Source organism: Janthinobacterium foliorum, assembly GCF_978021625.1.
The window spans coordinates 85,486-111,680 of sequence record NZ_CDXDQE010000013.1; the positions used below are offsets into that span (position 1 = coordinate 85,486).

Sequence of the window (26,195 nt, forward strand, 5' to 3'; positions counted from 1 at the left end):
CAGCACATCTGCCGGCGCGGCGATCCTCAGCGATGGCCCGCATGCGGACCTGCCGCGATTGTACCCCTGGCTATTGTTTAATAATACAGATGCGCAGGAAATTTTTATAGCCAGCCGGAACGCTTGAACAGGTAGTACATATAGCCGCACACGCAACTCATCAGTCCCACGGCGACGGGATAGCCGTAATGCCAGTCCAGTTCCGGCATGAACTTGAAGTTCATGCCCCACACGCCGGCAAACGCCGTGAAGACGGCGAAGATTGCCGCCCAGGCCGCCAATTGCTTGTTCACTTCGCTCTCATCGATGGCCACCATCGACAGATTCACCTGGATGGCCGTGCTGATCGTGTCGCGGATGGTATCGAGCGTGCCATTGATGCGCGCCAGATGGTCGTGCACATCGCGGAAATATTCCTGGGTATCGTGGCACAGCGGCGGCACGCGGCCGCCATGCAGCTTGCCCACGGCTTCCATCAGGGGCGCCACGACGTGGCGCAAGACCATCACCTTGCGCTTCAACTGGTACAGGCGCTCGATGTTGTCGCGCTCGGTGCCGCGGTCAAAGATGCGGTCCTCGATCAGTTCCAGTTCCGATTCCAGCGCGTCGAGCACGGGAAAATAGCGGTCGACGACGGCATCCATCAGCGCATACAGCACGAAGGCCGAGCCCTGGCGCAGCAGGTGCGGCTCGCGTTCGGCGCGCGCGCGCACGCCGAGAAAGCCCTGCGAACTGTTGCTGCGCGACGAGAGCACGTAATTGGCGCCGACGAAAATGTCGACTTCGCCCAGCACCAGTTCGTTCTCGACCATTTCCACGGTTTTCACCACGGCAAACAGGGAGTCGCCATATTCCTCGATCTTCGGGCGCTGGTGGCCCCGCTGCGCATCCTCGACGGCCAGTTCGTGCAGGCAAAACTCGTGCTGCATCTGTTTCAGCTCGTCCGGCGTGGCATCGAGCAGGGCAACCCACACGAAGCAGTCGGGGCGCTCGACGTAATCGCTGATATCGTCGATCGGCAAGTCGGCCAGTTTTTTGCCATCCTGGTAGGCCACGCAGTTAATCAGCATACGAATCCCGGCATACAATTTCCACAATAAAAGTTAAGACCGGACGAAACAGTCCGGCAAGCGCCAGCTTACCTTATCGCCTGCCATTGTTGTGGGTGTTGTGGCGTGCGAGGCACGCCGGGCGGGAAAGCGGACGGGGGAGTCCCCGTCCGGCCATGCGTCAATCTTCCTTGGCGCCGTCGATGCCCAGTTCGGAGATCTTGCGGGTGATGGTGTTGCGGCCGATGCCCAGGCGCACGGCCGCATCGTTCTTGCGCCCATGCGTATGCTTGAGCGCCGTCTTGATCAGGGCCGATTCGAACTGGCGTCCCAGCACGGCCATGACTTCCTGCTGTCCCGCGCCCAGCATGCCGGCCGCCTGCAGCTCCAGCAAGCCGATCCAGCCAGGCGGCGCCCCATTCGCGGGGGCGGCCGCGTCGAATACCTGGCCGCCCGGCGCATGGGCCACGGCAGCGGCTGCCGTTTCGGCGGCAGCGGCGGCGGCGCCGTCGCCCTGTCCCTGCGTCAGTTCCAGCGGCAAGTCCTTGATTTCCACCGTCTGGCCCGGCGCCATGACGGTGATCCAGTTGCACAGGTTTTCCAGTTGCCGCACGTTGCCAGGCAAGTCCAGGCTGCTGAGGAACTGCATGGTCGGTTCGCTCATGCGCTTGGCTTCCACGCCCAGCTGGCGCGCGCTTTGCACCAGGAAGTGGCGCACCAGAATGGGGATATCCTCGCGCCGCTCCCGCAAACTGGGCAGGCGCAGACGGATGACGTTCAGGCGGTGATACAAGTCTTCGCGGAACAGGCCGTCGCGCACGCGCTGTTCCAGGTTCTGGTGGGTGGCCGTGATCACGCGCACGTTGGCCTTCATGGGCTGGTGTCCGCCGACCCGGTAAAAATGCCCGTCGGACAGCACGCGCAGCAAGCGCGTCTGCAAGTCGAATGGCATGTCGCCAATTTCGTCGAGGAACAGGGTGCCGTTCTCGGCTTGCTCGAAGCGGCCCCGGCGCGTCGTCTGCGCGCCCGTGAACGCGCCCCGCTCATGCCCGAACAATTCGGACTCCAGCAAATCCTTGGGGATGGCCGCCGTATTCAAGGCGATGAAAGGCTGCGCCGCGCGCGGGCTGTGCTTGTGCAGCGCGCGCGCCACCAGTTCCTTGCCGGAACCGGATTCGCCCGTGATGAGCACCGTCACGTTCGATTGCGACAGGCGGCCGATGGCGCGGAAGACTTCCTGCATGGCGGGCGCCTGGCCGAGGATTTCCGGCGTTTCAGACGGGCCCGACTCGACGCTGGTCTCGCGCAGGCTCTCTTCCAGCGCGCGGCGGATCAGCTCCACAGCCTTGTCGATATCGAAAGGCTTGGCCAGGTATTCGAAGGCGCCGCCCTGGAAGGCCGCGACGGCCGAATCGAGGTCGGAAAAGGCCGTGATGATAATGACGGGCAAGCCAGGAAAGCGCGACTTGACCGTCTGCAGCAATTCCAGGCCGGAAGCGCCCGGCATGCGGATGTCCGAGACGAGCACTTGCGGCGTGTCCAGTTCCAGTGCAGCAATGGCGTCGCGCGCATTGGCAAAACTCTTGGTGGCGAGATTTTCCCGCGCCAGGGCTTTTTCCAGCACCCAGCGGATTGATTCGTCGTCGTCAACTATCCAGATTGGCTTCATTAGTGTGTGTGTCCCGCAATGGATTTCATGGGTGGGATACTTCCCCCGCTTATGGCAAGGGTAAAACGATCCTGAAATCGGTGTATCCAGGCCGGCTTTCGCACTCGATCACGCCCAGGTGCTGTTGCACGAAGGTTTGCGCCAAGGTCAGCCCCAAACCACTGCCGCCTTCCCTGCCCGACACCAGCGGGTAGAAAATCCGGTCGCGGATCTGCGGTGCGATGCCCGGTCCATTGTCAATGATATGCAAGTCTAATGCCAGGTTGTAGCGGACCTTGGCCAGGGTCACCTGGCGCGCCACGCGCGTCTTGAAAATCAGCTCCGCGTCGCCCGCCTCGATGCGCTCGGCCAGCGCTTGCGCCGCGTTGTGCGCGATATTCAGCACGGTCTGTATCAGCTGTTCCTTGTCGCCGCGGAACTCGGGAATCGAGGCGTCGTAATCGCGCGAAATGGTCAGGCCGCTGGGAAACTCCGCCAGGATCAGGCTGCGCACGCGCTCGCACACTTCGTGGATATTCACGTCGCCCACGATGTGCGGGCGGCGGTGCGGCGCCAGCAGGCGGTCGACCAGGGTCTGCAGCCGGTCCGCTTCCTTGATGATGACTTGCGTGTATTCGCGCAGTTCGCTCAGGTGCAGGGCCGGCAATTCCAGCTCCAGCAGCTGCGCCGCGCCACGGATGCCGCCCAGCGGATTCTTGATTTCATGCGCCAGGTTGCGGATCAGCTCCTTGTTGACCTGACTCTGGTCGAGGATGCGCTCCTCGCGGTCGAGTTTTAATTGCTGCACGTTTTCGCGCAGCTCGATCAGCACGCTGTCGGGCGGCGCGTCGAGCGCGCTGATGATGCTGTGCACGCGCAGCGGCTCGCGCCCCAGGCGTTCCAGGCTCAGGTCCTGGCGCAAGTCGGAAAATTTATGTTCGAGCGCCTGCGCGCAGATGCCGGCCAGTTCCTCGGGATTCAGGAACAGGGCCGTCAGCTTTTGCCGCGACAGGGCCTTCAATGAGCTTTCCAGCAGGTTTTCCGCCGCCGCGTTGGCATAGCCGATGCGGCCATCGCCGTCGAGCAGGATGACGGCCGAGGCGAGTAAATCAAGGCCGGCCAGGTGGGCCGGGCGGCTGGCGTGGGTATCTAGGGTCATGTGCTTACCGAATATTCGCGATCTCGCGTTTCAGGGCCTCGACGTTCTGCTGTGTCCGGCTGATGTTGTCCTTCAACTGCGCCACTCTTTCCTGGTACTTGGCGTAGTTGCGCTCGTTTCCCTGGCGTTCAGGCTGGCCTGCATTGAATTCCAGCCGCTGCGCCGCCAGCTTCTGCTCTTCGCTGCGCAATTCATCCTGCAAGATCTGTCTGCGGTCCAGGTCGCGCGCCCGCTGCTCGGCGCCATCGACCCTGGGAAACGCGCCGGCGGCCGGCGCCGGCGTCCCCGCCGCCTGCATGGCGGGCCGGGCGGCGGGGACGCCGGCCAATGGCGCCGTCCTGCGCGGCGGTTCCGTCATGGCGCCGGGCAAGTCCAGCAGCTGGCAGTGCGCGCCGGCGCGCTTGTCCGTGTACGTCTTGTGTCCCTGCGCATCGGCGCAGACATACAGCTGCCCATGCGCCTGCGCTGCCGCGCCCAGCAATCCTGCCATCAGCGCCATTCTGTATTGCTTTGTCAAATTCAACTCCTGCCGGCTCATGCCGCATCGATCCTGGGCCGACTATACAACACCGCGCTGGCGCCGCCTTGGGCCGCGGCATAAAAAAACGCGGGCAAGACCATCGCCTCACCCGCGTTTTTTATTCACTACCGGCACGTTGCCGGCATGGCGCCATTACAGCGAGTAGTACATGTCGAACTCGGCAGGATGCGTGGTCATGCGCATGCGCTGCACGTCCTGCATTTTCAGTTCCAGGTAAGCATCGATCATGGAATCACTGAAGACGCCGCCGCGGGTCAGGAATTCGCGGTCCTTGTCCAGCGCTTCCAGTGCTTCTTCCAGCGAAGCGCACACGGTCGGGATCAGCGCGTCTTCTTCCGGCGGCAGATGGTACAGATCTTTCGAGGCGGCTTCGCCCGGATGGATCTTGTTGGCAACGCCGTCCAGGCCGGCCATCAGCAGCGCGGCGAAGCACAGGTACGGGTTCGCCAGCGGATCCGGGAAGCGCGCTTCGACGCGGCGTCCTTTTGGATTGGCCACGTGCGGAATACGGATCGAGGCGGAACGGTTTTTCGCCGAGTACGCCAGTTTCACCGGAGCTTCGTAGCCTGGCACCAGGCGCTTGTACGAGTTGGTGCCCGGGTTGGTGATGGCGTTCAGTGCCTTGGCGTGCTTGATGATGCCGCCGATGTAGTACAGGGCGAAATCGGACAGGCCGGCATAGCCGTCGCCAGCGAACAGGTTCTTGCCATCTTTCCATACGGATTGATGCACGTGCATGCCCGAACCGTTGTCGCCAACGATCGGTTTCGGCATGAAGGTGGCCGTCTTGCCATAGCTGTGCGCCACGTTCCACACGACGTATTTCAGGTTTTGCGTCCAGTCGGCGCGCTCGACCAGGGTCGAGAACTTGGTGCCGATCTCATTCTGGCCGGCGCCAGCCACTTCGTGATGATGTACCTCAACCGGGATGCCCAGGGACTCCAGGATCAGGCACATTTCCGAACGCATGTCCTGGAAGCTGTCCACTGGTGGCACGGGGAAATAGCCGCCCTTGACGGTCGGACGGTGGCCGCTGTTGCCGCCTTCGATGTCCTTGCCGGTCGACCACGAACCTTCGTCCGAACCGATCTTGACGAAGCAGCCCGACATGTCGATCTTCCAGCGCACGCTGTCGAAGATGAAGAATTCAGGCTCAGGGCCGAAGTAGGCGGTGTCGCCCATGCCCGACGATTTCAGGTAGGCTTCGGCGCGTTTCGCGATCGAGCGCGGGTCGCGGTCGTAGCCCTTGCCGTCCGACGGCTCGATCACGTCGCACTGCATGAACAGGGTCGTTTCTTCCATGAACGGGTCGATATTGGCCGTGTTTGGATCCGGCAGCAAGATCATGTCGGAGGCTTCAATGCCTTTCCAGCCAGCGATCGAGGAGCCATCGAAGGCGTGGCCCGACTCAAATTTGTCCATATCGAAGTGCGACACGGGAACCGTCACGTGCTGCTCTTTGCCACGGGTATCGGCAAAGCGGAAATCAACGAATTTGACTTCGTTCTCTTCTACCATCTTCAAGACTTCTGCGGCTGTCATTGCCATGCGTATCTCCTAAATGAATGTGGGGTGAGCCGACCTTAGTGCGTCTGGGCTGATGAAGCGAAGCAAACATTGCGTGCCACCAAAACTCAATAAGGATCATAGCAGATTCCATGCCAGCTCCAGGAGGCTGGCCGCAGCGGCGCAAAAATCGCGGCCATCCCAGTGCAAGGTTTCCAGCCCATCATGTTGACTCCGCGTTTGCGCCACATCAAGAATGCACTATACAAGTGCGAAAAACGAATAACGCACCATTATCGTGCATTTCGACGGATTTTCTTCAAAATGCCTTCTTATGGTGCATCGGGCCGGCGTCACGCAATCCCGCTTGCGGGGCGCCGGCGGCGCACTATAATCGACCACACCTTTTCACTTTCATCGAGGATGCCATGACCACCGCCGCCGATATCCTGACCACCGCCCGCAGCCGCGCCAACGAGGCCATGCCGTATGCCGGCGCCGTGACGCCGCAGGAAGCCTACGACCTGCTGCAGCTGGACGCCCGCGTGAAACTGATCGACGTGCGCACCAATGCCGAGCGCGACTGGGTCGGCCGCGTCGACATCGCCGATACCCAGCATGGCGCGGTGCAATGGGCCACCTATCCGGGCGGCGTGCCGAATCCCGATTTCGTCCAGCAACTGGCCAGCCAGGCCGGCAAGGATGACATCCTGCTGTTCCTGTGCCGTTCCGGCGTGCGCTCGCGCCATGCGGCCAAGCTGGCGACCGAGCACGGCTATGCCAACTGTTTCGACATCCTCGAAGGCTTCGAGGGCGACAAGGATGCCGACGGCCACCGCAAGCAGGTGGGCGGCTGGTGCAAGGCGGGCTTGCCGTGGCTGGGCGCCTGACGCTGGCTGCCTGACTATCTGAACCGGGTTTGATCTGGCGGGCCGCCGCACTGGTGGGCCGCAAGCTGTCGATCACCCTCGTTGAGGCGGGTTAAGCGCTCAGGCCGGCTCGCCTGCTTCAGGATGCTCGCCCATCAGGGTCAATATGCGCTTGCGCACGAAATTGATGTGGCTGCGCAAGCCATACAGGCCGTCCGCAAACGACAGGGGAATCGAGATCTGGTTGACCATTTCCTCGATCTGGTCCAGGCGTTTCAGTTGCTCCGCATACACGTGCGTGCGCTGCTCTTCCGGCACGTCTTCCAGCGCCTGCTCCACCGTGCGCAGCTGGCCGTACCAGCGGTACACGCGCGAGCGGATGCGCCACACGTACAAGGGCGGCACCACGCGCGACAGGGGCAGGATCAAGGCGCCCAAGGCCACCACCAGCACCCACATGCGGTCAAAGAAATTCGCCAGCCAGAAACTCATGTAGCGCTGCAGCACGGGCGCGCCATCCTTGTAGAATTTCAGCGCTTCCGGCGCCACGGGAATTTCCGTGTAGCGGGCGGACGGGAATTGCCCCTGCTGCTGGAACCAGCCCGTGCCGCCATGGATGCCGGCCGCCGCCTGCACGAACAGGTCGACCAGGGCGGGATGCAAGTCTTCGCGCGCGACCAGGGTGGCCGTCGGCGCGATCAGGTGGTAATCCTGCGCCGGGATATTGCGTCCCAGGTCGACGATACCGCGTGGCAACACCACGTGGGTGAGGAAAGGCAGGCGCCGCGTATAGGCCTCGGCCTGCGAAAAATCAAACAGCCTGATGCCCGGCGTTTGCAGCAGCATCTGGATCAGCGGCGCCTCCGGTGCCGAGCTGAACACGAGGCCGTCGATGCGCCCTTCCAGCAGCTCCACCGTGGCCGGTGTATTTTGCAAGTCGCTCACCGTCAACTCGTTCGCCTCCACCCCATTCACGGACAGCAACTGCCGGAACAGGCTGGGCACGCCCGTGCCTTCCGGCCCCAGATTGATCTTCAAGCCCTTCAATTGCGTCAGCTCCGTGACGGCCTTGTCTTCGCGCATGAATAGCCAGACGGGTTCCGTAAACAGGCTGCCCAGGGAAATGAGGCCATGGCGCTCCGCATCGGCGTGTTCCGTCGAGCCGCTTTGCACGAAGGCAATATCCGTCGTGCCCGCGTTCAGGCGCTGCAGGTTTTCCTGCGAACCCAGCGATGGCTGCAAGGTCACCTTGATGCCGTGCTTGGCCAGGGTCGCCGCATACTTCTTGCCGAATTCTTCGTAAGCGCTATTGTCCTGCCCCGTCGACAGGCTCACCTGGCGCGGCGGCGCCGGGTCGACCAGCCAGTACGCCAGCGCGCAGAACGCGCCGACCAGCAGCAGGGTGGGGCCGGCGGTGGCGAGGAAATCGCGCACGGAAAAGCGGCTGAACGCGAGGATTTTGGACATGTGGTGGCGCATAGGTTTCATGGGTGGCTACGATGCCAAGAAAACCTCAACTATGCAAGGCACTTTCATGCGCGCGGCGTGGCCAATTCGGCTACAGTGCAGGATCGACCACCTGCCCTTTGGAGCCCGCATGCTGAAAATTCTTGGAAAAGCCGCCTCGATCAATGTCCGCAAGGTCCTGTGGACGTGCGAGGAACTGGACCTGCCCTACGAACGCGAAGACTGGGGCAGCGGCTTTCGCGCCACGGACGATCCCGCCTTCCTGGCCCTGAACCCGAACGCCATGGTGCCCGTGCTGCTCGACGGCGACCTGGTGCTGTGGGAATCGAACACCATTTGCCGCTACCTGTGCGCGCAGGCGGGCCGCGACGACTTGCTGCCAGGCGCGCCCCGCGCCCGCGCGGAAGTGGAAAAATGGATGGACTGGCAAATGGGCGAGCTCAACAACAGCTGGCGCTACGCCTTCATGTCGCTGGTGCGCCGCAGCCCGGCACATCAGGATGCGGTACAGCTGGCGGCGGGCATTGCCGGATGGAACAAGATGATGGGCATCCTGGAGCAGCAACTGCAGCGCACGGGCGCCTACGCCTGCGGCGAGCAATTTACCGTGGCCGATATCGTGCTGGGCCTGTCCGTCAAGCGCTGGCTGATGGCCCCCATGGATCGTCCCGACTACCCCGGCATTGCCGCGTATCACGCGCGCCTGGCGGGCAAGACGGCCGAATTTGCCGGCTAGTCCAGTTCGATCGCCTCGACCCTGCCGCCGATGACGTAGCAATCGCCATCGCGGCGCACCTCGTCCAGCGAGGCGGGATCGTCATGCGCATAGGTGCCGTCGACATCCACGCACCACAGCGCGCCGAAACGCAGCAGCTTCACGCCGCAGCACATGCGATTGACGAAGTTGCCCGGCATCTTGACTGCCAATTCCCGCACATCGCCCACCGTGATGGCCACCTGGCGCCAGACATTGCCATCCAGTGCATGATTTCTTGCGTACAACACGATGCGCACGGATAACACACCGTGTGGCTGGTACCGCTGGTCCATCGACACCAGTGATCCATCGTCAAAACGGTGGTACTGTTCAAAAATCTGCTGCGTCCTGTCCATATTTCCTTTTCCTGCGGCAAAAAAAACCGGCCATGCAGGCCGGCTTTTCTCTGCAGCGCCGTCTTAATTCGTGCACTGCTTGGCCACGCCATCGGCCTGCGCGGGCGGCTCGATCAGCGGCATCAGGCTCGGCGCCAGCGAGACCAGCAATTGCACCGGCAAGGCGCTGGTGAAATCGTAGTTCTTCGATTCCGGCCCCCGCACATACGCCGTCATGCTGCCATAGAAGCGCTCGCCGATATTGAAGACGAAGGTGGCCGAACGGTTCACATAGCGCGACTCGATCAGGCGGCCGCCGGCGCCATACACGTCGAAGCGCTGGTCACCCGTGCCCGTCTTGCCGCCCATCGGGATGGGCACGCCATCGGCGCCGACAAACGCCGTCTTCGCCCGTTTTGCCGTGCCGTCCGACACCACTTCGCGGATGGCCTTGGCCACCGCCTTGGCCACGTCCGGCGACAGCACTTGCTCGGCCTCCACCTTGGCGCCCCGCTTGACCATGGTGTCATATGGCGTGTTGGCGGCGAAATGCATGGAATCGATGCGCACGCTCGGCTTGCGCACGCCATCGTTGATGATGATGCCCATCAACTCGGCCAGCGCGGCGGGCCGGTCGGCCGAGGCGCCCAGGGTGGTGGCATACGACGGCACCAGCGAATCGAACGGGTAGCCCATCTTCTTCCACTGGCGGTGGATTTCCAGGAAGCCTTCCACTTCCAGCAAATTGGCGATGCGGCGGTCCTGCGCGTGCTTGCGGTGCGTATTGAACAGCCATTTATACACTTCCTGGCGCTCCTTCTCGCTGGCCGCCACCATCTGCGACAGGGTGGAACCTTCATGCTGGCGCAGGTACGCCACCATCCACAGTTCCAGCGGATGCACATTGGCGAGATAGCCGCGGTCAGCCAAGGACCAGTTCTCCATGGCGTACTGCTGGTACATCTTGGCCACGCGCTCGGGCGGCACTTCGTTTTGCGACGGCAGGTTGGCGTTCAGGAAGTCGCCGAACTCCTCCAGCGTGCCTTTTGGATTGATGGTGCGGAAAATATTCGCCAGGCGCACGGGCGTCGGGCGGATGCTGGCCAGCAAAATCTTTTCCTGCTCGTCCACGCTCTTGCCGCGGTACTTCTGGTAGAAGCGGTGCAGGAATTCACGCCCTTCCTTGTCGGCAAAACGGCTCAGGTACTGGGCGCGGCGCGGATCGTCCGCGTCCGCCAGCAGGGAAGCCGAGGAATCGGGACGCGAGAACATGTAGTAGCGGGCCACGTCGCGCATCAGGCGCACGAACACCAGGTTGGTCGACTGGCGCAAGGCTTGCTGCACCGTCATGATGCGGCTGTCGTCGAGCTTGGAGAAGTTGCCGAAATGGTGCAGGCCGCCGCCCGTGAAGAAGCCTTCGCCCGGATTGCCCGAGTATTTGCGTTCCATGGCGGCCGCCAGCATGGCCGGCAGGTTGCGCGCTTCGCCGATCGGCAACGGTTTCAGATAGGCGATCGCCCACTGCGACAGCATGTCCTTGGGATCGACGGCAATCTTGCCCAGCTCGGCGGCGCTCATTCCGCTGTAGCGCTGGTGCAGCTGGTCGATGATGTCCAGGTAAGTCACCAGGGTGCGCAGCTTGGCCGTGGAACCGAGGTCCAGCTTGGCGCCTTCGTTGATGTCCAGCGGCTGGTCGTAATTATCCGTCTGCACGCGCAGCAAGTTGGCCTGGTCGCCCTTTTGCAGCAAGGTAAAGCTGTACACCACGTTGGCGGGATCGCCATTGCCCAGCATGCCCTTGCCCGTCAGGCCGGCCGCTTTCGCCACTTCCGGATCGCGCAGCTCACGCAGTACCTTGGTGACGGCGTTTTGCGCCTGCGCATCGAGGGTGCTGACCACCTTCAGGTCCAGGCGGTCGAGGTTGTACAAGCGCGGATCGCCCAGCATGCTGGCCAGGTGATTGCGCACCGCATTCGACGCCTTGCGCGTGACGAATGAGGTGGACGCTTCCGACTGCACGCCCGAGGCCGTCGATGGGCGCAGCTTCTCGGCGATGGCCGCATCGCGCAACTGCGGCGAGATCACGCCCGCCTGCGCCAGCAGGCGCAGATGGCTGTTCGTCAATTCTTCCAGGTCGGCGCCGCCGGCCACCAGGTAATGCGAGGGACGGCGCTGCGCGATCAGCAGACTCAGCGCCTGCTTGTAGGCCAAGGCGCTGCCCGGCTGGTTCATGTCGCCCTTGAGCAAGGTCTTGACTTCGGCAAACGGACGGCCATACCACACCCACATGCCGTCGCCAATGCCGTTGACCTCGCCAAAGCCGCTTTTTGCCGACAGCGGCACGGTATTGAGGTAATTGACGACGATCTTGCGCCGCGCTTCCATGGTGTTCTCGCCATCCTGGTACGAGCGCAGGCTGGCCGACAGCATCTGCAGCAGCTTGTCCTTCATGGAGCTGGTGCGGCCATCTTCCGAGTGGCGGTATTTTTCGATCTGCGTGGCCAAGGTGCTGCCGCCGCCGCCGCGGTGGCCGCCGAACAAATTCAAGGCCTTGTCGAGGATAGCCTTGCTCAGGCGGTCCCATTCCACGGCGGGATTGCGCATGGGCGTGCCCGGGTCCAGCAATTCGCGGTTTTCAATGAACAGCAGGCTTTGCACGAGCGCCGGCGGTGCTTCGGTGAAGCCGTCGAACATGCGCTCGGGATAACTGGCGGCGAACAAGGGCGCGGCGCGGCAATCGAGAATCGACAGGCCGGCGCGGTTTTTCTCGTGATAGGTGGCAAAGATGCCCCGGTCGACCAGTTGCACCATCTTCGGCGACATGCGCGCCTGCGCCGTGACGGCATAGTCGCGCGCGTTCAGCTTGCTAATAAAATCCGGCAGGCTGGCATAGCCCAGGCGCTCGTCGTACGGCCCATGCTGCGGATAGCGGATGGCATCGGCAGGCGCGGGACCTGGCTCGACCTTGAACGTCAGTTGGCGGTCGATGCGCGTGAAAAATTCCGCCTGCAGGGCCGAGGTGCGCACTTCGCGCATGACGAACCAGGCCACGCCGGCGATCAGCGCCAGCACGATGATGGCAAAGATGGGCCAGACGCGCGAACGGCGCTTCTTCGGCGGGCTCGCCGGCACTGGCGCCTGCGGGGCTGGTTCTTCCTGGGGCCGCTCTTGCGCGGCCAGATTGACGCCTGTGTCTTTCATGGGATGCTGGGGTAAGGTTGGGTTTGGACGGCGCGGACCGTGCGGTGGCAATGCCACTTCGCAGCACTATCGGCGCCAGGCAAGATCACGGCCAGGGGGCGGCAAGACCGGTAACAACGAAGATTGCTTAACATGATGTCCAGACCGGTGAATCAAAAATACGCTCTACTGCACAGGCAGGCAGCTCCCGTTTTGACACGCGGAGCCCCTGTTCACCATTCCACCACATCGGCATGAAAACGACTGACGAGCGCGCACAAAAATCTTGCTTCAATGAAGATTTTCGCAAAAAAACAACGACTTGGACTGTACGCTTGCGAACATAAGCGTGAGGCGGGCTGGACGCCGGCGAAAAAGCCGCCGGCGCCGGGCTGGCGAATGTCAGATGGTGGTGTATTCCGCGCGCATGGCGTCGAGCTCGGCGCACATCTCGGCAAACGCGGCCACTGCCTGCGCCGGCTCGCCCTTGACGCCCAGCTCGATATGCCGCCGCGTCTGCGCATCGCCCACGCTGGGCAGGCTGAACACCTTGATCAGCGGGTACTCCGCTTCCAGGCGCACCATCAGCGGCGTCAGCAGGGACTCGGCCGTTTCGTACACGAGCAAGGCATGTTCCGCATGCGGCACCTGGTTGAACAAATGGCTGTAATGCGTGTCGAGCACCCATTCGATCATGGGCCAGGACATGATGGGAAAGCCGGGCACAAAGTAATGCTCGCGCACGGCAAAGCCGGCGATCTTGTTGTACGGATTCGGAATCAGCTCGGCGCCCTGCACGAATTCCGCCATTTTCAGGCGGTGCAGGTTTTCCGGCGAGTTCAAATCGGCTGGCACGCCCGCCTCTTCCCCCATTTCCGTGATGCGCTGCTGGATATTCTGCTTGCCCTGTGGATGCAGCACCAGCGGCAGGCCCAGCGCATCGGCCGCCGCCTGGCGCGTATGGTCGTCCGGCGTGGCGCCGATGCCGCCAAAGCTGAAGACGATGTCGCCGCTGGCAAAGCTGCGCTTGAGCAAGGCGACCAGGCGGGCCGGCTCGTCGCCCACGTATTCCGCCCAGCTCAGCTGCAAACCGCGCTGCTTGAGCATCTGCACCACTTTCGGGAAATGCTGGTCAGTGCGCTTGCCCGACAGGATTTCGTCGCCGATGATGATCAATCCAATAGCCATGAAACTTCCTCGTTCGATTCGATAGTCAAGTTTGATAGTCAAGTTCAAGCGTCAGCCGGCGCCACGTCCGTCATGCCGCGCACGCCCCGCAGGCGCGCCAGCGCTTCCAGACAGTAATACTGGAACCACAGGCCCGTAAAGATAAAGATCAGCACATACAGCCAGATGGCAAATGCGGCCAGGAAGGGGAAGAACACCACCGACATCACGCCGCCCATCCACAGCAGGCCCGGCACGGCGCCGGCCGCGCCCGAAACCATGCCGATGGCCAGCAAGGGCCAGCGCTGCTCGCGCATGATGGCCAGGCGCTCATCCTTGCTGGCGTAGTCGGCCATGGCGTCATAGGCCATGACGCGGTAGGTCAGCCAGCCCCACAGCACGGCCTGGCCCGCCAGCGCGGCAGGCGGGAACGCGTACAGGGGCAGCAGCAGCACCCAGGCCACGATAAACAGCAGGAAGGTGGCCAGCGAGGTGCCGACGCTGCCCAGCAGGCTGCCGCCGTATTTCTTTTCCATCTGTGGAAAGTGCCGCCCGCCGATGTGGCGGCCGATGGCCGGCATGGCGAACAGGCCCATGAAGATCAGCGCCGTCAATATCATCAGCGGCAGCAGCATGAACATGGCGATCAGCGGCACGATGACGGCCTTCAGCACGCCCAGGCCAAAGGCGGACAGCACCTGGCCGCTGGTGCGGAAAAAGTCATACTGCGTGAAGAGCGCATGCAGGCTGTCGATCAGCGGCTGCAGGCCGAGATACAGCAGCACGCCCCACAGCACCAGCGACAGCACAAACGGCACGGCGCTCAGCAACAGTATCCTGCCATGCAATTGCGACAGGAAGGCACGGCCATACGAGTTCAACACATTACGCATCAACGGCGTCCTTTTCGTTTCAATCTTGCAAATTCCACCATGCGGCGCAGGCCCAGCCATTGCTGCTGCCAGAAGCCGCGTCCATAGTTGCGTCCCGGCCGGCCCACGCCTTCACTGTCGATGCGGGCCAGCTGGTCGCGCACGCCCGTGCGCGCATAGCCCGCCGAGAAATTCGCGGTGCCCAGCAGCATATCCCAAATTGGCAGGACCACGCCGAAGTTGCAGCCACCCAGGCTGCCCTTGCCTTTCGACTCATGCCCCACGCCGATGGCGTGGTGCGTGCGGTGGAAACGGGGCGAGATCAGCAGCCGCTCGCCGATGCGGCCGAAGTGCATCCTCACATTCGCATGCTGCAAGCTTTGCAGAATGCGCGAAATCGACACCAGCAGCACATATTGTCCCGGTGGCACGCCAATGCCCAGCGCCACCAGGGCCATGACCACGTCGCGCAAAAAGTCGTCCAGCAGGTGGTTGCGGTTATCACTCCACAAATTCATGTTTTGCTGGCTGTGATGCAGGCTGTGCAAGCCCCACCACCAGCCGAAATGGTGCGAGGCGCGGTGGTAGCAATAGTCGACGAAATCCAGTATCACAAAATAAATGATAAAACTGACGAGCGGGCTGATGCCGGGCAACAGCGACTCCAGGTTCAGGGGATGGATATTATCAAAACGCAAGGCTCCGGCCAGACCATCCATCAGCGGATCGAGCGTGAAGAAGATCAGCACGGAAAACAGGCCGATGCGGTGCAATACCGTGTAGATAAAATCGTTCCAGCGGGCGCGCGGGTCGGTGATCTTTTGCGCGGGAATCACGGCTTCGAGCGGACGCAGTACGAGAAACAGCAGCACCAGTTCGCACAGGCCGATCAGCAGCCACTCCGTGCCTTCGAACGCTTCTTCCGTGAACTCGCCAAAGCCCAGGTGATACACCAGGGGATTGACGACGGCCTGGAACAGCCAGCCTTGCGCGTCGCCAAAGGTTGCGACGATGGTATCGATGACGGGCGCGACGAGGCCGCCGATGCCGGCGGCCATCATGGCTGGCCCTTCTGCTTCGCGTAGGCGGGATGCTCGCGCAGGGTGGCAAAACAGTAGCCCTTGTCCTGCAAACCGGCAATCAAGGCGTCCAGGTTGGCGGGCGCCCATGGCTCCTTGCGCGACCAGATGCCCATGTGGGCGATGAAGATATCGCCGCTGCGCAGGTTCGCCAGCGCCTTTTTCAGCAGCATGGCGTTCGGATACTTGTCGCTGGACAACTCGTCACCCGAGTAGCCGGCTGGCGCCCAGCCCGCATGCTGGTAGCCGCAGGCGCTGCCGGCCGCCAGCGTGCGGGGCGACGTGTAGCCGCCCGGCGCGCGCCAGAACGGGTCGAGCTTGTGTCCCGTCAGTTCCTGGAAGCGCGTGTCGACACGGCGCAATTCTTCGCAGAACTGTTTATCCGTCAACGACGCCAGCTTGCCGCCCTCCTTGCCGAACTGGGGCTTGACCTGGATCAAGCCGTTGGCCAGATCCTTCTTCCAGTACACGTGATCAAACGTATGCGTGCCGAATGCATGGCCTTCGGCGACCCGGGCTTTCCAGTATGGCGCCCATGACGGATCGAGCGAATAGTCGCCACGCGTGGTCTTTTCATTGGCCAGGAAAAACGTCGCCTTCACGTGACGTTTGTTGAGCACGTCGGCAATCAACGCCGCCTGCGACTGGCTGCCCGTGTCGAAGGTCAGGTAGATGGTGCCCCTGCAGGCAGCGGGGGCAGTGGGGGCGGCCGATGAGGCCGCCGGGGCGCCAGGCGCTGCGGACGCGGCCGGTGCGGCAGCGGCAGCAGCTAATGCGGCGTGCGCGGCAGGCGGCAACGCGGCCGCGACCAGCAGCATGGCCCGCATGGCGCCGGCCAGAAGACGTTTATTCATCGCCCGGGTCGTCACTTGGATCGTCACTTGGATCGTCACTTGCGTCATCACTTGCTTCATCACATGCGCGGCGAGTGGGTGGCGAAATACACGCCATGGGGCGAGCGGCCCACGGGTATCAATTTGATCACCTTGCGCGTGGTCAGGTCGATCACGGCCACTTTCTTGATCCAGCGCAGGGTTACCCACATGGTCTTGCCGTCCGGCGTGATTTCCATGCAGTCCGGGCCACCAGGCACATTGATGGTGCCCACGTTTTCCAGGGTCTGCTGGTCGATGATGTTGATGGTGTTCGACACGCGGTTCGAGACGAACGTCATGCGATTGTCCCCCAGCGCGCGGAAGTTGTGCGTGCCGGCGCCGGCCTTGATGCGCTTGACGGTTTTTTGCGTGCGCCAGTCGATCACTTCCACGTAGTCGCTGCCCATGATGCCGACCAGCAAATACTTGCCATCAGGCGTCATGGTGATGCCGGCCGGCGCGGGGCCCACGGGCATGGTCCATTTCACCGTCTGCGTAGCCAGGTCGATGGCGCTGACCTGGTTGCTGCCCTGCTGCGTAATGAACGCCATGCTGCTGTCGGCCGTGAACGCCATGTGGCTGGGCAGCTTGGGTAGCGCAATGCGCTTGGCCAGGGTCAGGTTCTTGCCATCGTAGCGGTACAGGTCGATGCGGTCCAGGCGCAGCGAATTCGAGATGAACCACTTCTGGTCCGGCGAAAAGCCGATTTGATACGGATCGAGGATATTGCTGATGCGGCGCTGGATCTGGCCCGACACGGGGTCGAGGAAGATCAGTTCATTGCCGACGGAGCTGGCGACGATCAGCGACTTGCCGTCCGGCGTTTCCATCAGGTGGTGCGGTTCCTTGCCGACGGCAAAGGTAGACAGGGGGGCGTAGGTTTTCTGGTCAAGCAGTTGCACCGTAGCATCACGGGAGTTGAGTACCACCACCACTTCGGCTTGCGCCGTGGACATTGCGGAAACCAGGCACAGCGAGGAAAAAACAAGGCGGCGTAGACTGCGGAACATGGAGGAAATCACTGTTAAATACAAAACATGTATTTTACGTGGAAACACTGTATTTTTTGAATTAATTCCCCTTTGAATGATACCAATCGCCACCCATGGCGGTAATTTCCGGTTTTTCGCCCTGCAGGGCCTGGAATGGCGCTTTGCAAGCCATTGCTCTACAATCTGAAGCTTTCATCGCCTACACAAGGATTATCATGACCACCACTACCACCGCTTCCGGCCTGCAATACATCGACACCGTTGTTGGCGAAGGCGCTGAAGCGCAAGCTGGCAACAATGTTGTCGTGCATTACACGGGCTGGCTGCAAAACGACGACGGCAGCGCCGGTTCGAAATTTGACTCGAGCAAGGACCGCAACGACCCATTCGAATTCCCGCTGGGCGCCGGCCGCGTGATTCAAGGCTGGGATGAAGGCGTGCAAGGCATGAAAGTCGGCGGCAAGCGCCAGCTGATCATCCCGGCAGCGCTCGGCTATGGCGCGCGCGGCGCGGGCGGCGTGATTCCGCCGAACGCCACCCTGATTTTCGACGTCGAACTGCTGGGCGTGTAAGCACGGACAAGGCCGCGCTCACATGATCGCGCCAGGCGCCGCCCCTGTTCACTCAGCGGCGGCGTTTTTGTTTTGAGGATGCCCTCTAATGCAGCGCGCCCTTTTTTCACTATGATGTCAGGCACTGCAGCACGCACGGTGGCCACTCCGCCGGGCCTGCCGCACTTTTCCAGCGTATCCATCAGCCCACAGGAGCCACCATGAGTTTACAAGAGCAATTCGAACAAGCGCAGCTCGATTCCAAGACCCTGTCCGAACGTCCGGACAATATGACCTTGTTGAAAATCTACGCCTTGTTCAAGCAAGCCTCGAGCGGCGACGCCACGGGCGAGCGTCCCGGCATGACCGACTTCGTCAACCGTGCCAAGTTCGATGCCTGGGCGGCCCTGGCCGGCACGTCGAAAGAAGAAGCGCAGCAGCAATACATCGACCTGATCGAAGACTTGAAGGACTGATCGTCCCTCCCTGCCCCGGCGCCTGCCGGGGCAGTATAATTTCCGCATGACATCATCACCAATTTCTCCGGCGCACGCCGCCGACCTGCCCCGCTTGTTCGACGTCTGGCACCTGTCCGTGCGCGCCACCCACGATTTCCTCGCCGACAGCGATATCGATTTCCTCGGCCCCTACGTGCGCGACGAGCTGGCCCGGGTAGCCGCCGCAGGCCTGCTGCTCGTGCTGCGCGTTGCCGATGGTACCCCCTGCGCCTTCCTGTGCGTCGAGCACGCCAAGATCGAGATGCTCTTCGTGCATCCTGACCGGCGCGGCAGCGGCGCCGGCCGCGCGCTGCTGCGCCACGCCATCGATACACTGGGCGCCGCCGCCGTCGACGTCAACGAACACAACGCGCAGGCGCACGGTTTTTACGCGCACCTGGGGTTTCGCGTGGCAAGCCGCTCGGCACTCGACCCGTTTGGCCAGCCTTTCCCCATTTTGCACCTGAAACTGGCCGAAATGGGCTAAAAACTCACCAAAACCCACCAAAACAGGCCGTTAACGCAAAAGTGGCTACCAAAACGGTAGCCACTTTTTTACTGCCGAAACAACGGTACCTTACTTCTTCGCCGCCGCCAGCGCTTGCGCGATCCAGCCGTCGAACGTCTGCTGGTGGAACTTGATCCAGCCGGCCGTGTGGCGGGCGATATCCGCCTGCGTGTTTTCACCGCGGCGCATGCGTTCGTTCTGCGCATTGATGTCGGCCACCGGCAATTGCATCACCTCGAACAGCTTGGCCGCGGCCGGGTTGTTTTCCGCCCAGGCCTTGTTGGCCACGATGCGCGCCGTGTTGACGGCAAAACCGTAGTCGCTGCCATCGTCGAGACGCGTGTTGACCTTGTCCGGGTTGGCCGAGAATGGCACTTTCAGCCAGATCACGTCCTTGCCCGGCACCAGCACGCCGCTGACCCAGTACGGGGTCCACGTATAGTACAGGATCGGTTCGCCACGCTTGTAGCGGCCCAGGGTGTCGGCGATCAGGGCCGCATAGCTGCCCTGCACGTGCGTCACCGTTTCGCGCAATTTGTACGCATCCATGTGGTTCTCGATCAGCGCTTCGCAGCCCCAACCCGGATTGCAGCCCGTCAAGTCGGCCTTGCCGTCGCCATCGTGGTCGAACAGCTTGGCCAGGGTGGGATCGCGCAGCTGGTCGATATTCGTGATGTTGTACTTTTCCGCCGTGGCCTTGTCGATCAGATACCCCTGCGCGGCCGGACCGGCGTACTGGCCCGTGCGCAGCAGCTTGGCGTCGCCGCCCGCATTGTTATAGAAATCCTTGTGCATCGGGTCCCAGTGCACGGCCATGAACGTGGCGTCGCCGTTGGCGATGGCGATATGCGCCGTCGGGTATTCCACTTCCTTGATCGGCTGCACTTCGTAGCCGAGCTTTTCCAGGGCCTTGTCGACCAGCATGGTCTGGAAGGTTTCTTCCGCGATCGAGCTTTGCAGCGCCTGCACCTTGATGCCCTTGCCCGGCAGCGCATCGGCAGCGGCGGCCGGCGTCTGCGCCATGGCCAGGCTGGTGGTCAGGGCCAGGGCGGCCAGCGCCAGGGCCGAAAACAGCTGGAACTTGCGTTGTGATTTTTGCGTCGCTTTAAAATGTTCGATTTGATGCATGTAGTTCCTTTCTTATTGTGCGTTGGCCAGCGTAGCTTGCTGTTCAACATTATTTTTTTCGCTATTGCCGCGCACCAGGCGCAGCACGCAGCCCACGGGACCCGTCTGGTACCAGTGGCGCACGCCGCGGCGCGGCTGGCCCATCGCTTGCGTCAAACGGTCCAGGGTGATGGCCAGCAGCACGATGCCCAGGCCGCCCACGGTGGCCAGGCCCATGTCCAGGCGGCCAATGCCGCGCAGTACCATCTGGCCCAGGCCGCCCACGGCGATCATCGAGGCGATCACCACCATCGACAGCGACAGCATCAGCGACTGGTTGATACCGGCCATGATCGATGGCATGGCCAGCGGGAATTGCACGCGGGTCAGCAGCTGCCACGGCGAAGCGCCATACGCGCGGGCCGCTTCGATCAGGTCGGGACGCACCTGGCGGATGCCCAGGTTGGTCAGGCGTACCAGCGGCGGCAGGGCAAAGATGATCGTCACGATCACGCCAGGCGCATTACCGATACCAAACAGCATCACCACCGGCACCAGGTAGACAAAGGCGGGCGTCGTCTGCATGGCGTCGAGCAAGGGACGCAGCACATTCTGTGCGCGGTCGCTGCTGGCAAGGAAAATGCCCAGCGGCAAACCAATGGCCAGACAGAAGGCCAGCGACGTCAATACCAGCGACAGGGTGGTCATGGCTTCCGGCCAGATGCCCAGCATCGACACGAGCAGCAGCGCCAGCACGGTGCCGATGGCCAAGGTGCGGCTGGTAAATTGCCAGGCCAGCAAGCCGATGATGGCGATCACCGTCAGCGACGGGGCCGCCAGCAGCACGCCTTCCACGCCGTTCAGGGTGCTGTCGATCGGCGCGCGCACGGCCTGGAAAAAGGGGCGGAAATGCGTCACGACCCAGCCCAGACCCTGATTGATCCAGCTTTCCAGCGGCAGCGAGCCGTCGAAAATCTGCGTCAGGTGAAAACCGGAGGCGGCGTGTTCCGGCTGCACGGCCGGACCGGCCGCATCCAGCCAGGAAGTGTCGCCAGGCGGCGTCAGCGCCCAGGGATTGACTTGGGCGGCCTGTTCAACAACAGGTTCTACGGTAGAAACGGTGCTTGGGTTCATGCTTGTCCTTTCTGTTGTTGTTCGGCAATGGCTGGCGTATCGCGGTCGAGGAACTTCAGCAAGGTCGTCTTGCTGATCGCGCCGCGGAAGCTGCCGTCATTGGCCACCACAGGGACGGCGTAAGGCAGTTGCGCCACCTGGCCGAACAGGCCGGCCACGGGCTCTTCTGCGTTGATGGTCTGCACGTCTGGCAGGTAGGCATGCGCCAGGCCCAGCGGACCCACGTGGCCGTCGAGCGCATTGCGCAGCGAATCGGCCGAGACGACGCCGAGGAACTTGCGCTGCGGGTTGACGACGTAGGCATACGCGCGATCTTGCTCTTCCAGCATCGACAGCGCGGCGCGCGAACCGCGGCTCGGCGACTCCGACACCACGATCTGGCTCTTGCGGGCGATATCGCTGGCCTTGAAGACGGCCGCCGCATCGACGCCGCGCACGAAGTTGCGCACATAATCGTTGGCAGGCTTGCGCAGGATTTCTTCCGGCGTGCCCACTTGCACCACGTGGCCGTCTTTCATGATGGCGACGCGGTCGCCGATGCGCATGGCTTCGTCGAGATCATGCGAAATGAAGACGATGGTGCGGCGCTTGATCTGCTGCAAACGCAGCAATTCCGATTGCATTTCCGTGCGGATAATCGGATCGAGCGCGGAAAACGCTTCATCCATCAGCAGGATCGACGGGTCGCAGGCCAGCGCACGGGCCAGGCCCACGCGCTGCTGCATGCCGCCCGACAACTCATCGGGATAGCTGGCGCCGTAGCCGTCCAGGCCCACCTGCTCCAGCGCTTGCTGGGCCAGCGCATGGCGCTCGGCTTTCGGCATGCCGGCCAGTTCCATGCCGAAGGCAGTGTTGTCGAGCACGGTAATTTGCGGCAGCAGCGCGAACGACTGGAACACCATGCTGATGTCCTTGCGGCGCAGGGCGCGCAGCTGGGCGTCCGGCAAAGTGTTGATGTCGTTGCCGTCGATCAGGATGCGGCCGGCGGTCGGCTCGATCAGGCGGTTCAGCATGCGCACCAGGGTCGACTTGCCGGAACCGGACAGGCCCATGATGACGAAGATCTCGCCCGCTTCAATGGTAAAAGTGGCGTCGAAAACGCCGATGGTGCAGTCGGTCTGGGCCAGGATATCCTGCTTGCTGGCGCCTTGACGGACGAGTTCAAGCGCTTCTTCTGGCTTGTCGCCGAACACTTTGAACACATGGTCGATAATAATTTGTTTTGCCACGATGTGGTTCTCCCTCGATTGGACGAATGGAATGACGCCCCAGCAAGCTGCGAGCTTGCGGCGGGAATCAGCAAACCCTGTTGCGTCGGCTACGCCACGGCGCCAACAAGCGCACGGGAGCGACAGCAAACAGGGGGTGACACGCGTGTGACCAGCGGATGGCAAAAGCCGATGCCGGGGTGCCGTGTGCGTGCTAAAAGAGGCTGTGGTTCAGGACTTTTAACAACGCTAGCGCCATGCAAATACATGGCACCAAATGTATTTGACCGAAAAAACGATCAACTTACTTACTGGATGCGGGTGTAAAACCCAATGAATTATTCACCACTCAATGAGTGGGGAGTACTGCGGAGCAGAAGGTGAAACGCGGTGTAGCTGTTGTAAATATGACTCAAGTATAACGCAAAAAGACACAAAAGTCCAATGGCTTTCCAAATAGAAATGTGATAGCAATGTGTGTTGGCGCACAGTCAGACATGAAACAAGGGGGTAAAAGGGCGAAAAGAGGCTGCTTTTCGCCTGGCGCTGCGGCGCCATTCTTACCACCAAACGGGGCGCCAGACAAGCTGGCCGCACGCCCTCAAACCTGCTCGGCAAACACCTTGCGCATCTTTTCCGCGATCTTGCCTTCAATCGTCGAGGCGAAGGCGCTGAGCATGAATCCCAGCTTTATCTGCAACTGTGCCTGCTCTTTTTCAAGGGTCAGCGTACCGTCGACGCCGCTGCGCTCGAAACGCAGCACATCGCCATCCCAGGCGCAGGCCAGGTCATATTCCTGGGCCAGCTTGTCGGCCACTTGCTGCGCCGCTTCACGGGCCTTTACCGCTGTCAGCTTATGTTGCTGAACTATATTTATATCCGCCATCAACCTATCCTTTTCTTAAAAACGGGGCATTACGGCCTGCATCATACCAGCCGCGCTCCAGCAGGCGCGACCACGGCTGGCGGCCGCCCATGGAAAAAACGCGCGTTTTACTACGCATCGCTTGCGTTGTGTCAAACCTGATCCGCCCAAGCAGGCCGACTATTTCAGTTCCAGTCGCAGCATGTTTTGGAGAACCACCATGGACCAGAAAGTCATCGTGCCGGTCGAAGCCGTGTTGACCAAATGCGTGTCCCTGCCCGTCGGCTACGTCCCCACCCCATCGGCGCCCTACCGCCAGCACCGCAAGAACGCCCAGCTGACCTTGCAGCCGGGCCCGCCCCGCCTGATCGAGGCCACCACGCGCAAGCTCGAAGCCGCGCCCGTCGGCTCGCGCGTGCTGATCTGGAAGCAAGACCCGTCCGTCAGCGACCTGGGTACCCGCAAAGCCTTTTTGCCCGGCCTGACCCTGCAAGGCCCGCGCGACGCGCGCATCACGTTTGGCGAACCGGGCATCGCCCAGGTCAGCCCGAATGCGTTTGGCGACTTCATCGTCTCGCCCAATACCGACCAGTTCGATGCCGTCCACACCTTCGCCGTCGTGCGCATGACCCTCACCATGTACCAGCGCGCGCTGGCCAGCAACGATACGGCGCCGCCGCTGCCCTGGCAATGGAACAGCGCCAGCAACACGGCGCCGCTGCGCGTGTTCCCGCACGGCTTGCCCAACGTCATGAATGCCTATTACAGCCGCAGCGACAAGGCCCTCAAGTTCGGCGATTTCATCCCCAGCGGCGCCACCGAGCGCGTCTACACCTGCCGCTCGCTCGACATCGTCTCGCATGAAACGGGCCACGCCGTCCTCGATGGCTTGAAACCGAATTGGCTGCTCAGCAACAACCCGCCGCAGACAGGCGGCTTGCACGAATCATTCGGCGACCTGACGGCCATCTTCCTGGCCCTGTCGCAGCTGGACCAGGTGGAGGCCGTCATCGCCCAGACCAAGTCCGACCTGCACGACAAGACGTTTCTCGCCGACCTGGCCGAGCAATTCGGCCTGGCCCTGGGCCGCCCCAACGGCTTGCGCAATGCCGACAACGACATCAAGCTGTCCGAGGCTGGCACGGAGGTGCACGCCATCTCGCAAGTCTTTACGGGCGCTATCTACGACATCCTGGCTGACATCTTTGCCCACGAACGCCAGCCCCAGTTGGAAGACGATGCGGCCGTGCTGCACCGCTGCGGGGACTACCTGCGCAGCCTGGTCCTGCGCGCGCTGGTGGCGTCGCCCGACCAGGCCGCCACGTATGCGGATGTGGCCAGCCACATGCTGAGCATTGCCGAGGCCGACGGCAACGCTGCTTACCTCGAGTACATCCGCAACAGTTTTACCGTGCGCGAAGTCTTCAAGGCCAATGCCATGACGGAAGATGGCCAGATGACGTTCGCCGCCGACGTCGTCGATGAAGAAGGCGCCGTACAAGACCGGCGCGCCTGCTGCGGTACCATGAACCATGCGGAATACAGCGAATCGGATCAATTGCTGGAGGCGGAGCGCGAGGCCCTGGCGACCTGGTGCCGCAATTACGCCCCCCGCTAATGCTTGCGCTTGCGCATAGCTTAGCGCGCTGCCGTCGGCCGCGGCAGGCCGATGGGCGTCCACCACCATTCACCACCATCCACAGCAGGGAGCATCATGAAAATTTCAGCCCGCAGCAGCGGCGGCTTTGCCGGCCTGAGCGAACAATATGACATCGATACGCAAGTCCACCCGGCCGGCGCCAGCCTGGAAGCGGCTCTGGCCAGCAGCGGCTTTTTCACGCACGACCAGGCCATGGGCAAACCGGTGGGCGCCGATATTCCACAATGGCATATCACGGTGGACGCACCGGCCGCGCGCCGCACGCTGACCTTTGCCGAGGATGGTAGTCCCGAGAGTGCACGCTGGCAACGGCTGGTGGCGCAAATCCGCGCCAGCGCATGATTTTTCAGACAGATATTGATTTGCGCAAAACAAAAGCACCACAACACAGGTCAGGGCGAAGCCAGCCTCGCAGCCGGCGGCGACAGGGGACTGTCGCTTTCTTGCTGCGTTCTTCATGGCAACGTCCCGGAAAGTCGCTGAATTGCACGCTCTGCGCCATAGCGGGGCTGCCAAAAAATGAATTTGCTTATATGTATTGTATATAAGCGGGATTTGTGAGAAATAGCGAATTGCCTTAAAATACAATGCTTTGCTTTAGTATGCGCCGCCGACGTTCCTGCAGGCGCTACAGCACCTCCCCCCAAATTGATAGGACTGTTATGACCCACGTTGTCACCGAATCCTGCATCGCCTGTCGCTATACCGACTGCGTCGATGTCTGCCCGGTAGATTGTTTCCGGGAAGGCCCGAACTTCCTGGCAATCGACCCGGACGAATGTATTGACTGCGCAGTCTGCGTGGCAGAGTGCCCGGTGAACGCGATTTTCGCGGAAGAAGACGTGCCGGGCGACCAGCAAGCCTTCATCAAGATCAACGTCGACCTGGCCCGCAACTGGCCGTCGATCACCAAGACCAAGCCTGCCTTGCCGGAAGCCGAGCAATACAAGGACGTCAAGGACAAGCTGGACATGCTGGTGCGCTAAGACGCGGTCACCGGACACGACAAGCATAAAAAGCAGCGGAAACGCTGCTTTTTTACTTTTAAAGCATGTTTGCAGCTCTGTCTATGCAACTGTGGCGGGAATCCACACAGTTGCGCAAACTGTGGATCTATGCGCGTTAAAGCACATTTTGTCCTCAACAAACATCGTAAAATTGGATTATGA

The 26,195-nt window shown here is 61.9% G+C and carries 25 protein-coding genes; 8 read left to right on the plus strand and 17 right to left on the minus strand.

Annotated elements, in window-relative coordinates; all coding sequences use genetic code 11:
- Positions 1-104: 104 nt before the first annotated feature.
- The 5 genes from corA to glnA form a co-directional block, all read right to left on the minus strand.
- Positions 105-1,070: a magnesium/cobalt transporter CorA gene (gene corA / locus ACZ92H_RS22990; RefSeq protein WP_131374183.1), complete on the minus strand. Its 966-nt coding sequence runs from the start codon at positions 1,068-1,070 to the stop codon at positions 105-107.
- Between the two features lie 160 nt (positions 1,071-1,230).
- A complete protein-coding gene (gene ntrC / locus ACZ92H_RS22995) occupies positions 1,231-2,718 on the minus strand; it encodes a nitrogen regulation protein NR(I) (RefSeq protein ID WP_465051153.1) in 1,488 nt (495 codons plus the stop codon).
- 49 nt (positions 2,719-2,767) lie between these two features.
- The gene (gene glnL, locus ACZ92H_RS23000) at positions 2,768-3,856 is read right to left on the minus strand and encodes a nitrogen regulation protein NR(II) (RefSeq protein WP_131374187.1); all 1,089 of its coding nucleotides are present in this window, start codon (positions 3,854-3,856) and stop codon (positions 2,768-2,770) included.
- Positions 3,857-3,860: 4 nt separating this feature from the next.
- A complete protein-coding gene (locus ACZ92H_RS23005; protein WP_465051220.1) occupies positions 3,861-4,346 on the minus strand; it encodes a DUF4124 domain-containing protein in 486 nt (161 codons plus the stop codon).
- A 183-nt stretch (positions 4,347-4,529) separates the two neighbouring features.
- Positions 4,530-5,945 (minus strand): type I glutamate--ammonia ligase, encoded by a 1,416-nt coding sequence (gene glnA, locus ACZ92H_RS23010; protein WP_070219258.1) that lies wholly within the window; start codon positions 5,943-5,945, stop codon positions 4,530-4,532.
- Positions 5,946-6,331: 386 nt separating this feature from the next.
- On the opposite strand from glnA, the gene ACZ92H_RS23015 reads away from it, so the two are divergent.
- Positions 6,332-6,793: a rhodanese-like domain-containing protein gene (locus ACZ92H_RS23015; protein WP_131374188.1), complete on the plus strand. Its 462-nt coding sequence runs from the start codon at positions 6,332-6,334 to the stop codon at positions 6,791-6,793.
- 99 nt (positions 6,794-6,892) lie between these two features.
- Here the strand turns inward: ACZ92H_RS23015 and ACZ92H_RS23020 are convergent, their stop codons facing one another.
- Positions 6,893-8,239 (minus strand): TAXI family TRAP transporter solute-binding subunit, encoded by a 1,347-nt coding sequence (locus ACZ92H_RS23020; protein ID WP_465051154.1) that lies wholly within the window; start codon positions 8,237-8,239, stop codon positions 6,893-6,895.
- 130 nt (positions 8,240-8,369) lie between these two features.
- Between ACZ92H_RS23020 and ACZ92H_RS23025 the strand changes: the two genes are divergently transcribed.
- Positions 8,370-8,975, plus strand: a complete 606-nt coding sequence (locus tag ACZ92H_RS23025; protein ID WP_465051155.1) for a glutathione S-transferase family protein — start codon at positions 8,370-8,372, stop codon at positions 8,973-8,975.
- Here ACZ92H_RS23025 and ACZ92H_RS23030 read toward each other — a convergent pair.
- From ACZ92H_RS23030 to ACZ92H_RS23060, 7 genes are all read right to left on the minus strand, one after another.
- The gene (locus tag ACZ92H_RS23030) at positions 8,972-9,352 is read right to left on the minus strand and encodes a hypothetical protein (protein ID WP_465051156.1); all 381 of its coding nucleotides are present in this window, start codon (positions 9,350-9,352) and stop codon (positions 8,972-8,974) included. The genes ACZ92H_RS23025 and ACZ92H_RS23030 overlap by 4 nt on opposite strands.
- A gap of 63 nt (positions 9,353-9,415) precedes the next feature.
- Positions 9,416-12,532 (minus strand): transglycosylase domain-containing protein, encoded by a 3,117-nt coding sequence (locus tag ACZ92H_RS23035; RefSeq protein ID WP_465051157.1) that lies wholly within the window; start codon positions 12,530-12,532, stop codon positions 9,416-9,418.
- Between the two features lie 381 nt (positions 12,533-12,913).
- Positions 12,914-13,699, minus strand: a complete 786-nt coding sequence (locus tag ACZ92H_RS23040) for a competence/damage-inducible protein A (protein ID WP_131374200.1) — start codon at positions 13,697-13,699, stop codon at positions 12,914-12,916.
- 44 nt (positions 13,700-13,743) lie between these two features.
- Positions 13,744-14,571 (minus strand): EI24 domain-containing protein, encoded by an 828-nt coding sequence (locus tag ACZ92H_RS23045; protein WP_465051158.1) that lies wholly within the window; start codon positions 14,569-14,571, stop codon positions 13,744-13,746.
- Positions 14,571-15,608, minus strand: a complete 1,038-nt coding sequence (locus ACZ92H_RS23050) for a sterol desaturase family protein (protein WP_465051221.1) — start codon at positions 15,606-15,608, stop codon at positions 14,571-14,573. Before ACZ92H_RS23050 ends, ACZ92H_RS23045 begins: the two co-directional genes overlap by 1 nt.
- Positions 15,608-16,447: a polysaccharide deacetylase family protein gene (locus ACZ92H_RS23055; RefSeq protein WP_465051222.1), complete on the minus strand. Its 840-nt coding sequence runs from the start codon at positions 16,445-16,447 to the stop codon at positions 15,608-15,610. Before ACZ92H_RS23055 ends, ACZ92H_RS23050 begins: the two co-directional genes overlap by 1 nt.
- A 95-nt stretch (positions 16,448-16,542) precedes the next feature.
- On the minus strand, positions 16,543-17,514 hold the full coding sequence (locus tag ACZ92H_RS23060; protein ID WP_131374204.1) for a YVTN family beta-propeller repeat protein: 972 nt from the start codon (positions 17,512-17,514) through the stop codon (positions 16,543-16,545).
- Between the two features lie 197 nt (positions 17,515-17,711).
- On the opposite strand from ACZ92H_RS23060, the gene ACZ92H_RS23065 reads away from it, so the two are divergent.
- The 3 genes from ACZ92H_RS23065 (at position 17,712) to ACZ92H_RS23075 (ending at position 19,031) form a co-directional block, all read left to right on the plus strand.
- Positions 17,712-18,068 (plus strand): FKBP-type peptidyl-prolyl cis-trans isomerase, encoded by a 357-nt coding sequence (locus ACZ92H_RS23065; RefSeq protein ID WP_034760263.1) that lies wholly within the window; start codon positions 17,712-17,714, stop codon positions 18,066-18,068.
- Positions 18,069-18,268: 200 nt separating this feature from the next.
- Positions 18,269-18,523 (plus strand): acyl-CoA-binding protein, encoded by a 255-nt coding sequence (locus tag ACZ92H_RS23070; RefSeq protein ID WP_034782468.1) that lies wholly within the window; start codon positions 18,269-18,271, stop codon positions 18,521-18,523.
- A 46-nt stretch (positions 18,524-18,569) separates the two neighbouring features.
- Positions 18,570-19,031 carry a GNAT family N-acetyltransferase gene (locus ACZ92H_RS23075; RefSeq protein ID WP_465051159.1) on the plus strand — a complete coding sequence of 154 codons (462 nt, stop codon included), beginning with the start codon at positions 18,570-18,572 and terminating at the stop codon, positions 19,029-19,031.
- A 90-nt stretch (positions 19,032-19,121) separates the two neighbouring features.
- On the opposite strand, the gene proX is transcribed toward ACZ92H_RS23075, so the two are convergent.
- The 4 genes from proX to ACZ92H_RS23095 all read right to left on the minus strand — a co-directional run bounded on the left by proX (position 19,122) and on the right by ACZ92H_RS23095 (position 23,387).
- Positions 19,122-20,180 (minus strand): glycine betaine/L-proline ABC transporter substrate-binding protein ProX, encoded by a 1,059-nt coding sequence (proX, locus tag ACZ92H_RS23080; RefSeq protein ID WP_465051160.1) that lies wholly within the window; start codon positions 20,178-20,180, stop codon positions 19,122-19,124.
- Between the two features lie 12 nt (positions 20,181-20,192).
- The gene (gene proW / locus ACZ92H_RS23085) at positions 20,193-21,293 is read right to left on the minus strand and encodes a glycine betaine/L-proline ABC transporter permease ProW (protein ID WP_465051161.1); all 1,101 of its coding nucleotides are present in this window, start codon (positions 21,291-21,293) and stop codon (positions 20,193-20,195) included.
- The gene (proV, locus tag ACZ92H_RS23090) at positions 21,290-22,522 is read right to left on the minus strand and encodes a glycine betaine/L-proline ABC transporter ATP-binding protein ProV (RefSeq protein WP_131374214.1); all 1,233 of its coding nucleotides are present in this window, start codon (positions 22,520-22,522) and stop codon (positions 21,290-21,292) included. The genes proW and proV overlap by 4 nt, the downstream gene beginning before the upstream one ends.
- Positions 22,523-23,102: 580 nt before the next feature.
- Positions 23,103-23,387, minus strand: a complete 285-nt coding sequence (locus ACZ92H_RS23095; RefSeq protein ID WP_131374216.1) for a polyhydroxyalkanoic acid system family protein — start codon at positions 23,385-23,387, stop codon at positions 23,103-23,105.
- 199 nt (positions 23,388-23,586) lie between these two features.
- Here ACZ92H_RS23095 and ACZ92H_RS23100 point away from each other — a divergent pair, with 199 nt between their 5' ends.
- The 3 genes from ACZ92H_RS23100 to fdxA all read left to right on the plus strand — a co-directional run bounded on the left by ACZ92H_RS23100 (position 23,587) and on the right by fdxA (position 26,012).
- The gene (locus tag ACZ92H_RS23100; RefSeq protein WP_465051162.1) at positions 23,587-24,984 is read left to right on the plus strand and encodes a gluzincin family metallopeptidase; all 1,398 of its coding nucleotides are present in this window, start codon (positions 23,587-23,589) and stop codon (positions 24,982-24,984) included.
- A gap of 96 nt (positions 24,985-25,080) precedes the next feature.
- Positions 25,081-25,368: a protealysin inhibitor emfourin gene (locus ACZ92H_RS23105; protein WP_131374220.1), complete on the plus strand. Its 288-nt coding sequence runs from the start codon at positions 25,081-25,083 to the stop codon at positions 25,366-25,368.
- 320 nt (positions 25,369-25,688) lie between these two features.
- Complete coding sequence (fdxA, locus tag ACZ92H_RS23110) at positions 25,689-26,012, plus strand: ferredoxin FdxA (protein ID WP_131374221.1); 324 nt, start codon at positions 25,689-25,691, stop codon at positions 26,010-26,012.
- The last annotated feature ends 183 nt before the right edge of the window (positions 26,013-26,195 follow it).

Bases quoted from the DNA above. Each gene is read 5' to 3' on its own strand.
- ACZ92H_RS23105 (WP_131374220.1), top strand. From the start codon at position 25,081: ATGAAAATTTCAGCCCGCAGCAGCGGCGGCTTTGCCGGCCTGAGCGAA.
- ACZ92H_RS23030 (WP_465051156.1), bottom strand. From the start codon at position 9,352: ATGGACAGGACGCAGCAGATTTTTGAACAGTACCACCGTTTTGACGAT.
- ACZ92H_RS23065 (WP_034760263.1), top strand. From the start codon at position 17,712: ATGACCACCACTACCACCGCTTCCGGCCTGCAATACATCGACACCGTT.
- proX (WP_465051160.1), bottom strand. From the start codon at position 20,180: ATGCATCAAATCGAACATTTTAAAGCGACGCAAAAATCACAACGCAAG.
- glnL (WP_131374187.1), bottom strand. From the start codon at position 3,856: ATGACCCTAGATACCCACGCCAGCCGCCCGGCCCACCTGGCCGGCCTT.
- ACZ92H_RS23040 (WP_131374200.1), bottom strand. From the start codon at position 13,699: ATGGCTATTGGATTGATCATCATCGGCGACGAAATCCTGTCGGGCAAG.
- ACZ92H_RS23050 (WP_465051221.1), bottom strand. From the start codon at position 15,608: ATGGCCGCCGGCATCGGCGGCCTCGTCGCGCCCGTCATCGATACCATC.
- ACZ92H_RS23020 (WP_465051154.1), bottom strand. From the start codon at position 8,239: ATGTCCAAAATCCTCGCGTTCAGCCGCTTTTCCGTGCGCGATTTCCTC.
- ACZ92H_RS23075 (WP_465051159.1), top strand. From the start codon at position 18,570: ATGACATCATCACCAATTTCTCCGGCGCACGCCGCCGACCTGCCCCGC.
- fdxA (WP_131374221.1), top strand. From the start codon at position 25,689: ATGACCCACGTTGTCACCGAATCCTGCATCGCCTGTCGCTATACCGAC.
- proW (WP_465051161.1), bottom strand. From the start codon at position 21,293: ATGAACCCAAGCACCGTTTCTACCGTAGAACCTGTTGTTGAACAGGCC.
- ACZ92H_RS23070 (WP_034782468.1), top strand. From the start codon at position 18,269: ATGAGTTTACAAGAGCAATTCGAACAAGCGCAGCTCGATTCCAAGACC.
- ACZ92H_RS23055 (WP_465051222.1), bottom strand. From the start codon at position 16,447: ATGCTGCTGGTCGCGGCCGCGTTGCCGCCTGCCGCGCACGCCGCATTA.
- ACZ92H_RS23005 (WP_465051220.1), bottom strand. From the start codon at position 4,346: ATGGCAGGATTGCTGGGCGCGGCAGCGCAGGCGCATGGGCAGCTGTAT.
- ACZ92H_RS23100 (WP_465051162.1), top strand. From the start codon at position 23,587: ATGGACCAGAAAGTCATCGTGCCGGTCGAAGCCGTGTTGACCAAATGC.
- ACZ92H_RS23035 (WP_465051157.1), bottom strand. From the start codon at position 12,532: ATGAAAGACACAGGCGTCAATCTGGCCGCGCAAGAGCGGCCCCAGGAA.
- corA (WP_131374183.1), bottom strand. From the start codon at position 1,070: ATGCTGATTAACTGCGTGGCCTACCAGGATGGCAAAAAACTGGCCGAC.
- ACZ92H_RS23095 (WP_131374216.1), bottom strand. From the start codon at position 23,387: ATGGCGGATATAAATATAGTTCAGCAACATAAGCTGACAGCGGTAAAG.
- ACZ92H_RS23060 (WP_131374204.1), bottom strand. From the start codon at position 17,514: ATGTTCCGCAGTCTACGCCGCCTTGTTTTTTCCTCGCTGTGCCTGGTT.
- ntrC (WP_465051153.1), bottom strand. From the start codon at position 2,718: ATGAAGCCAATCTGGATAGTTGACGACGACGAATCAATCCGCTGGGTG.
- ACZ92H_RS23045 (WP_465051158.1), bottom strand. From the start codon at position 14,571: ATGCGTAATGTGTTGAACTCGTATGGCCGTGCCTTCCTGTCGCAATTG.
- glnA (WP_070219258.1), bottom strand. From the start codon at position 5,945: ATGGCAATGACAGCCGCAGAAGTCTTGAAGATGGTAGAAGAGAACGAA.
- ACZ92H_RS23025 (WP_465051155.1), top strand. From the start codon at position 8,370: ATGCTGAAAATTCTTGGAAAAGCCGCCTCGATCAATGTCCGCAAGGTC.
- ACZ92H_RS23015 (WP_131374188.1), top strand. From the start codon at position 6,332: ATGACCACCGCCGCCGATATCCTGACCACCGCCCGCAGCCGCGCCAAC.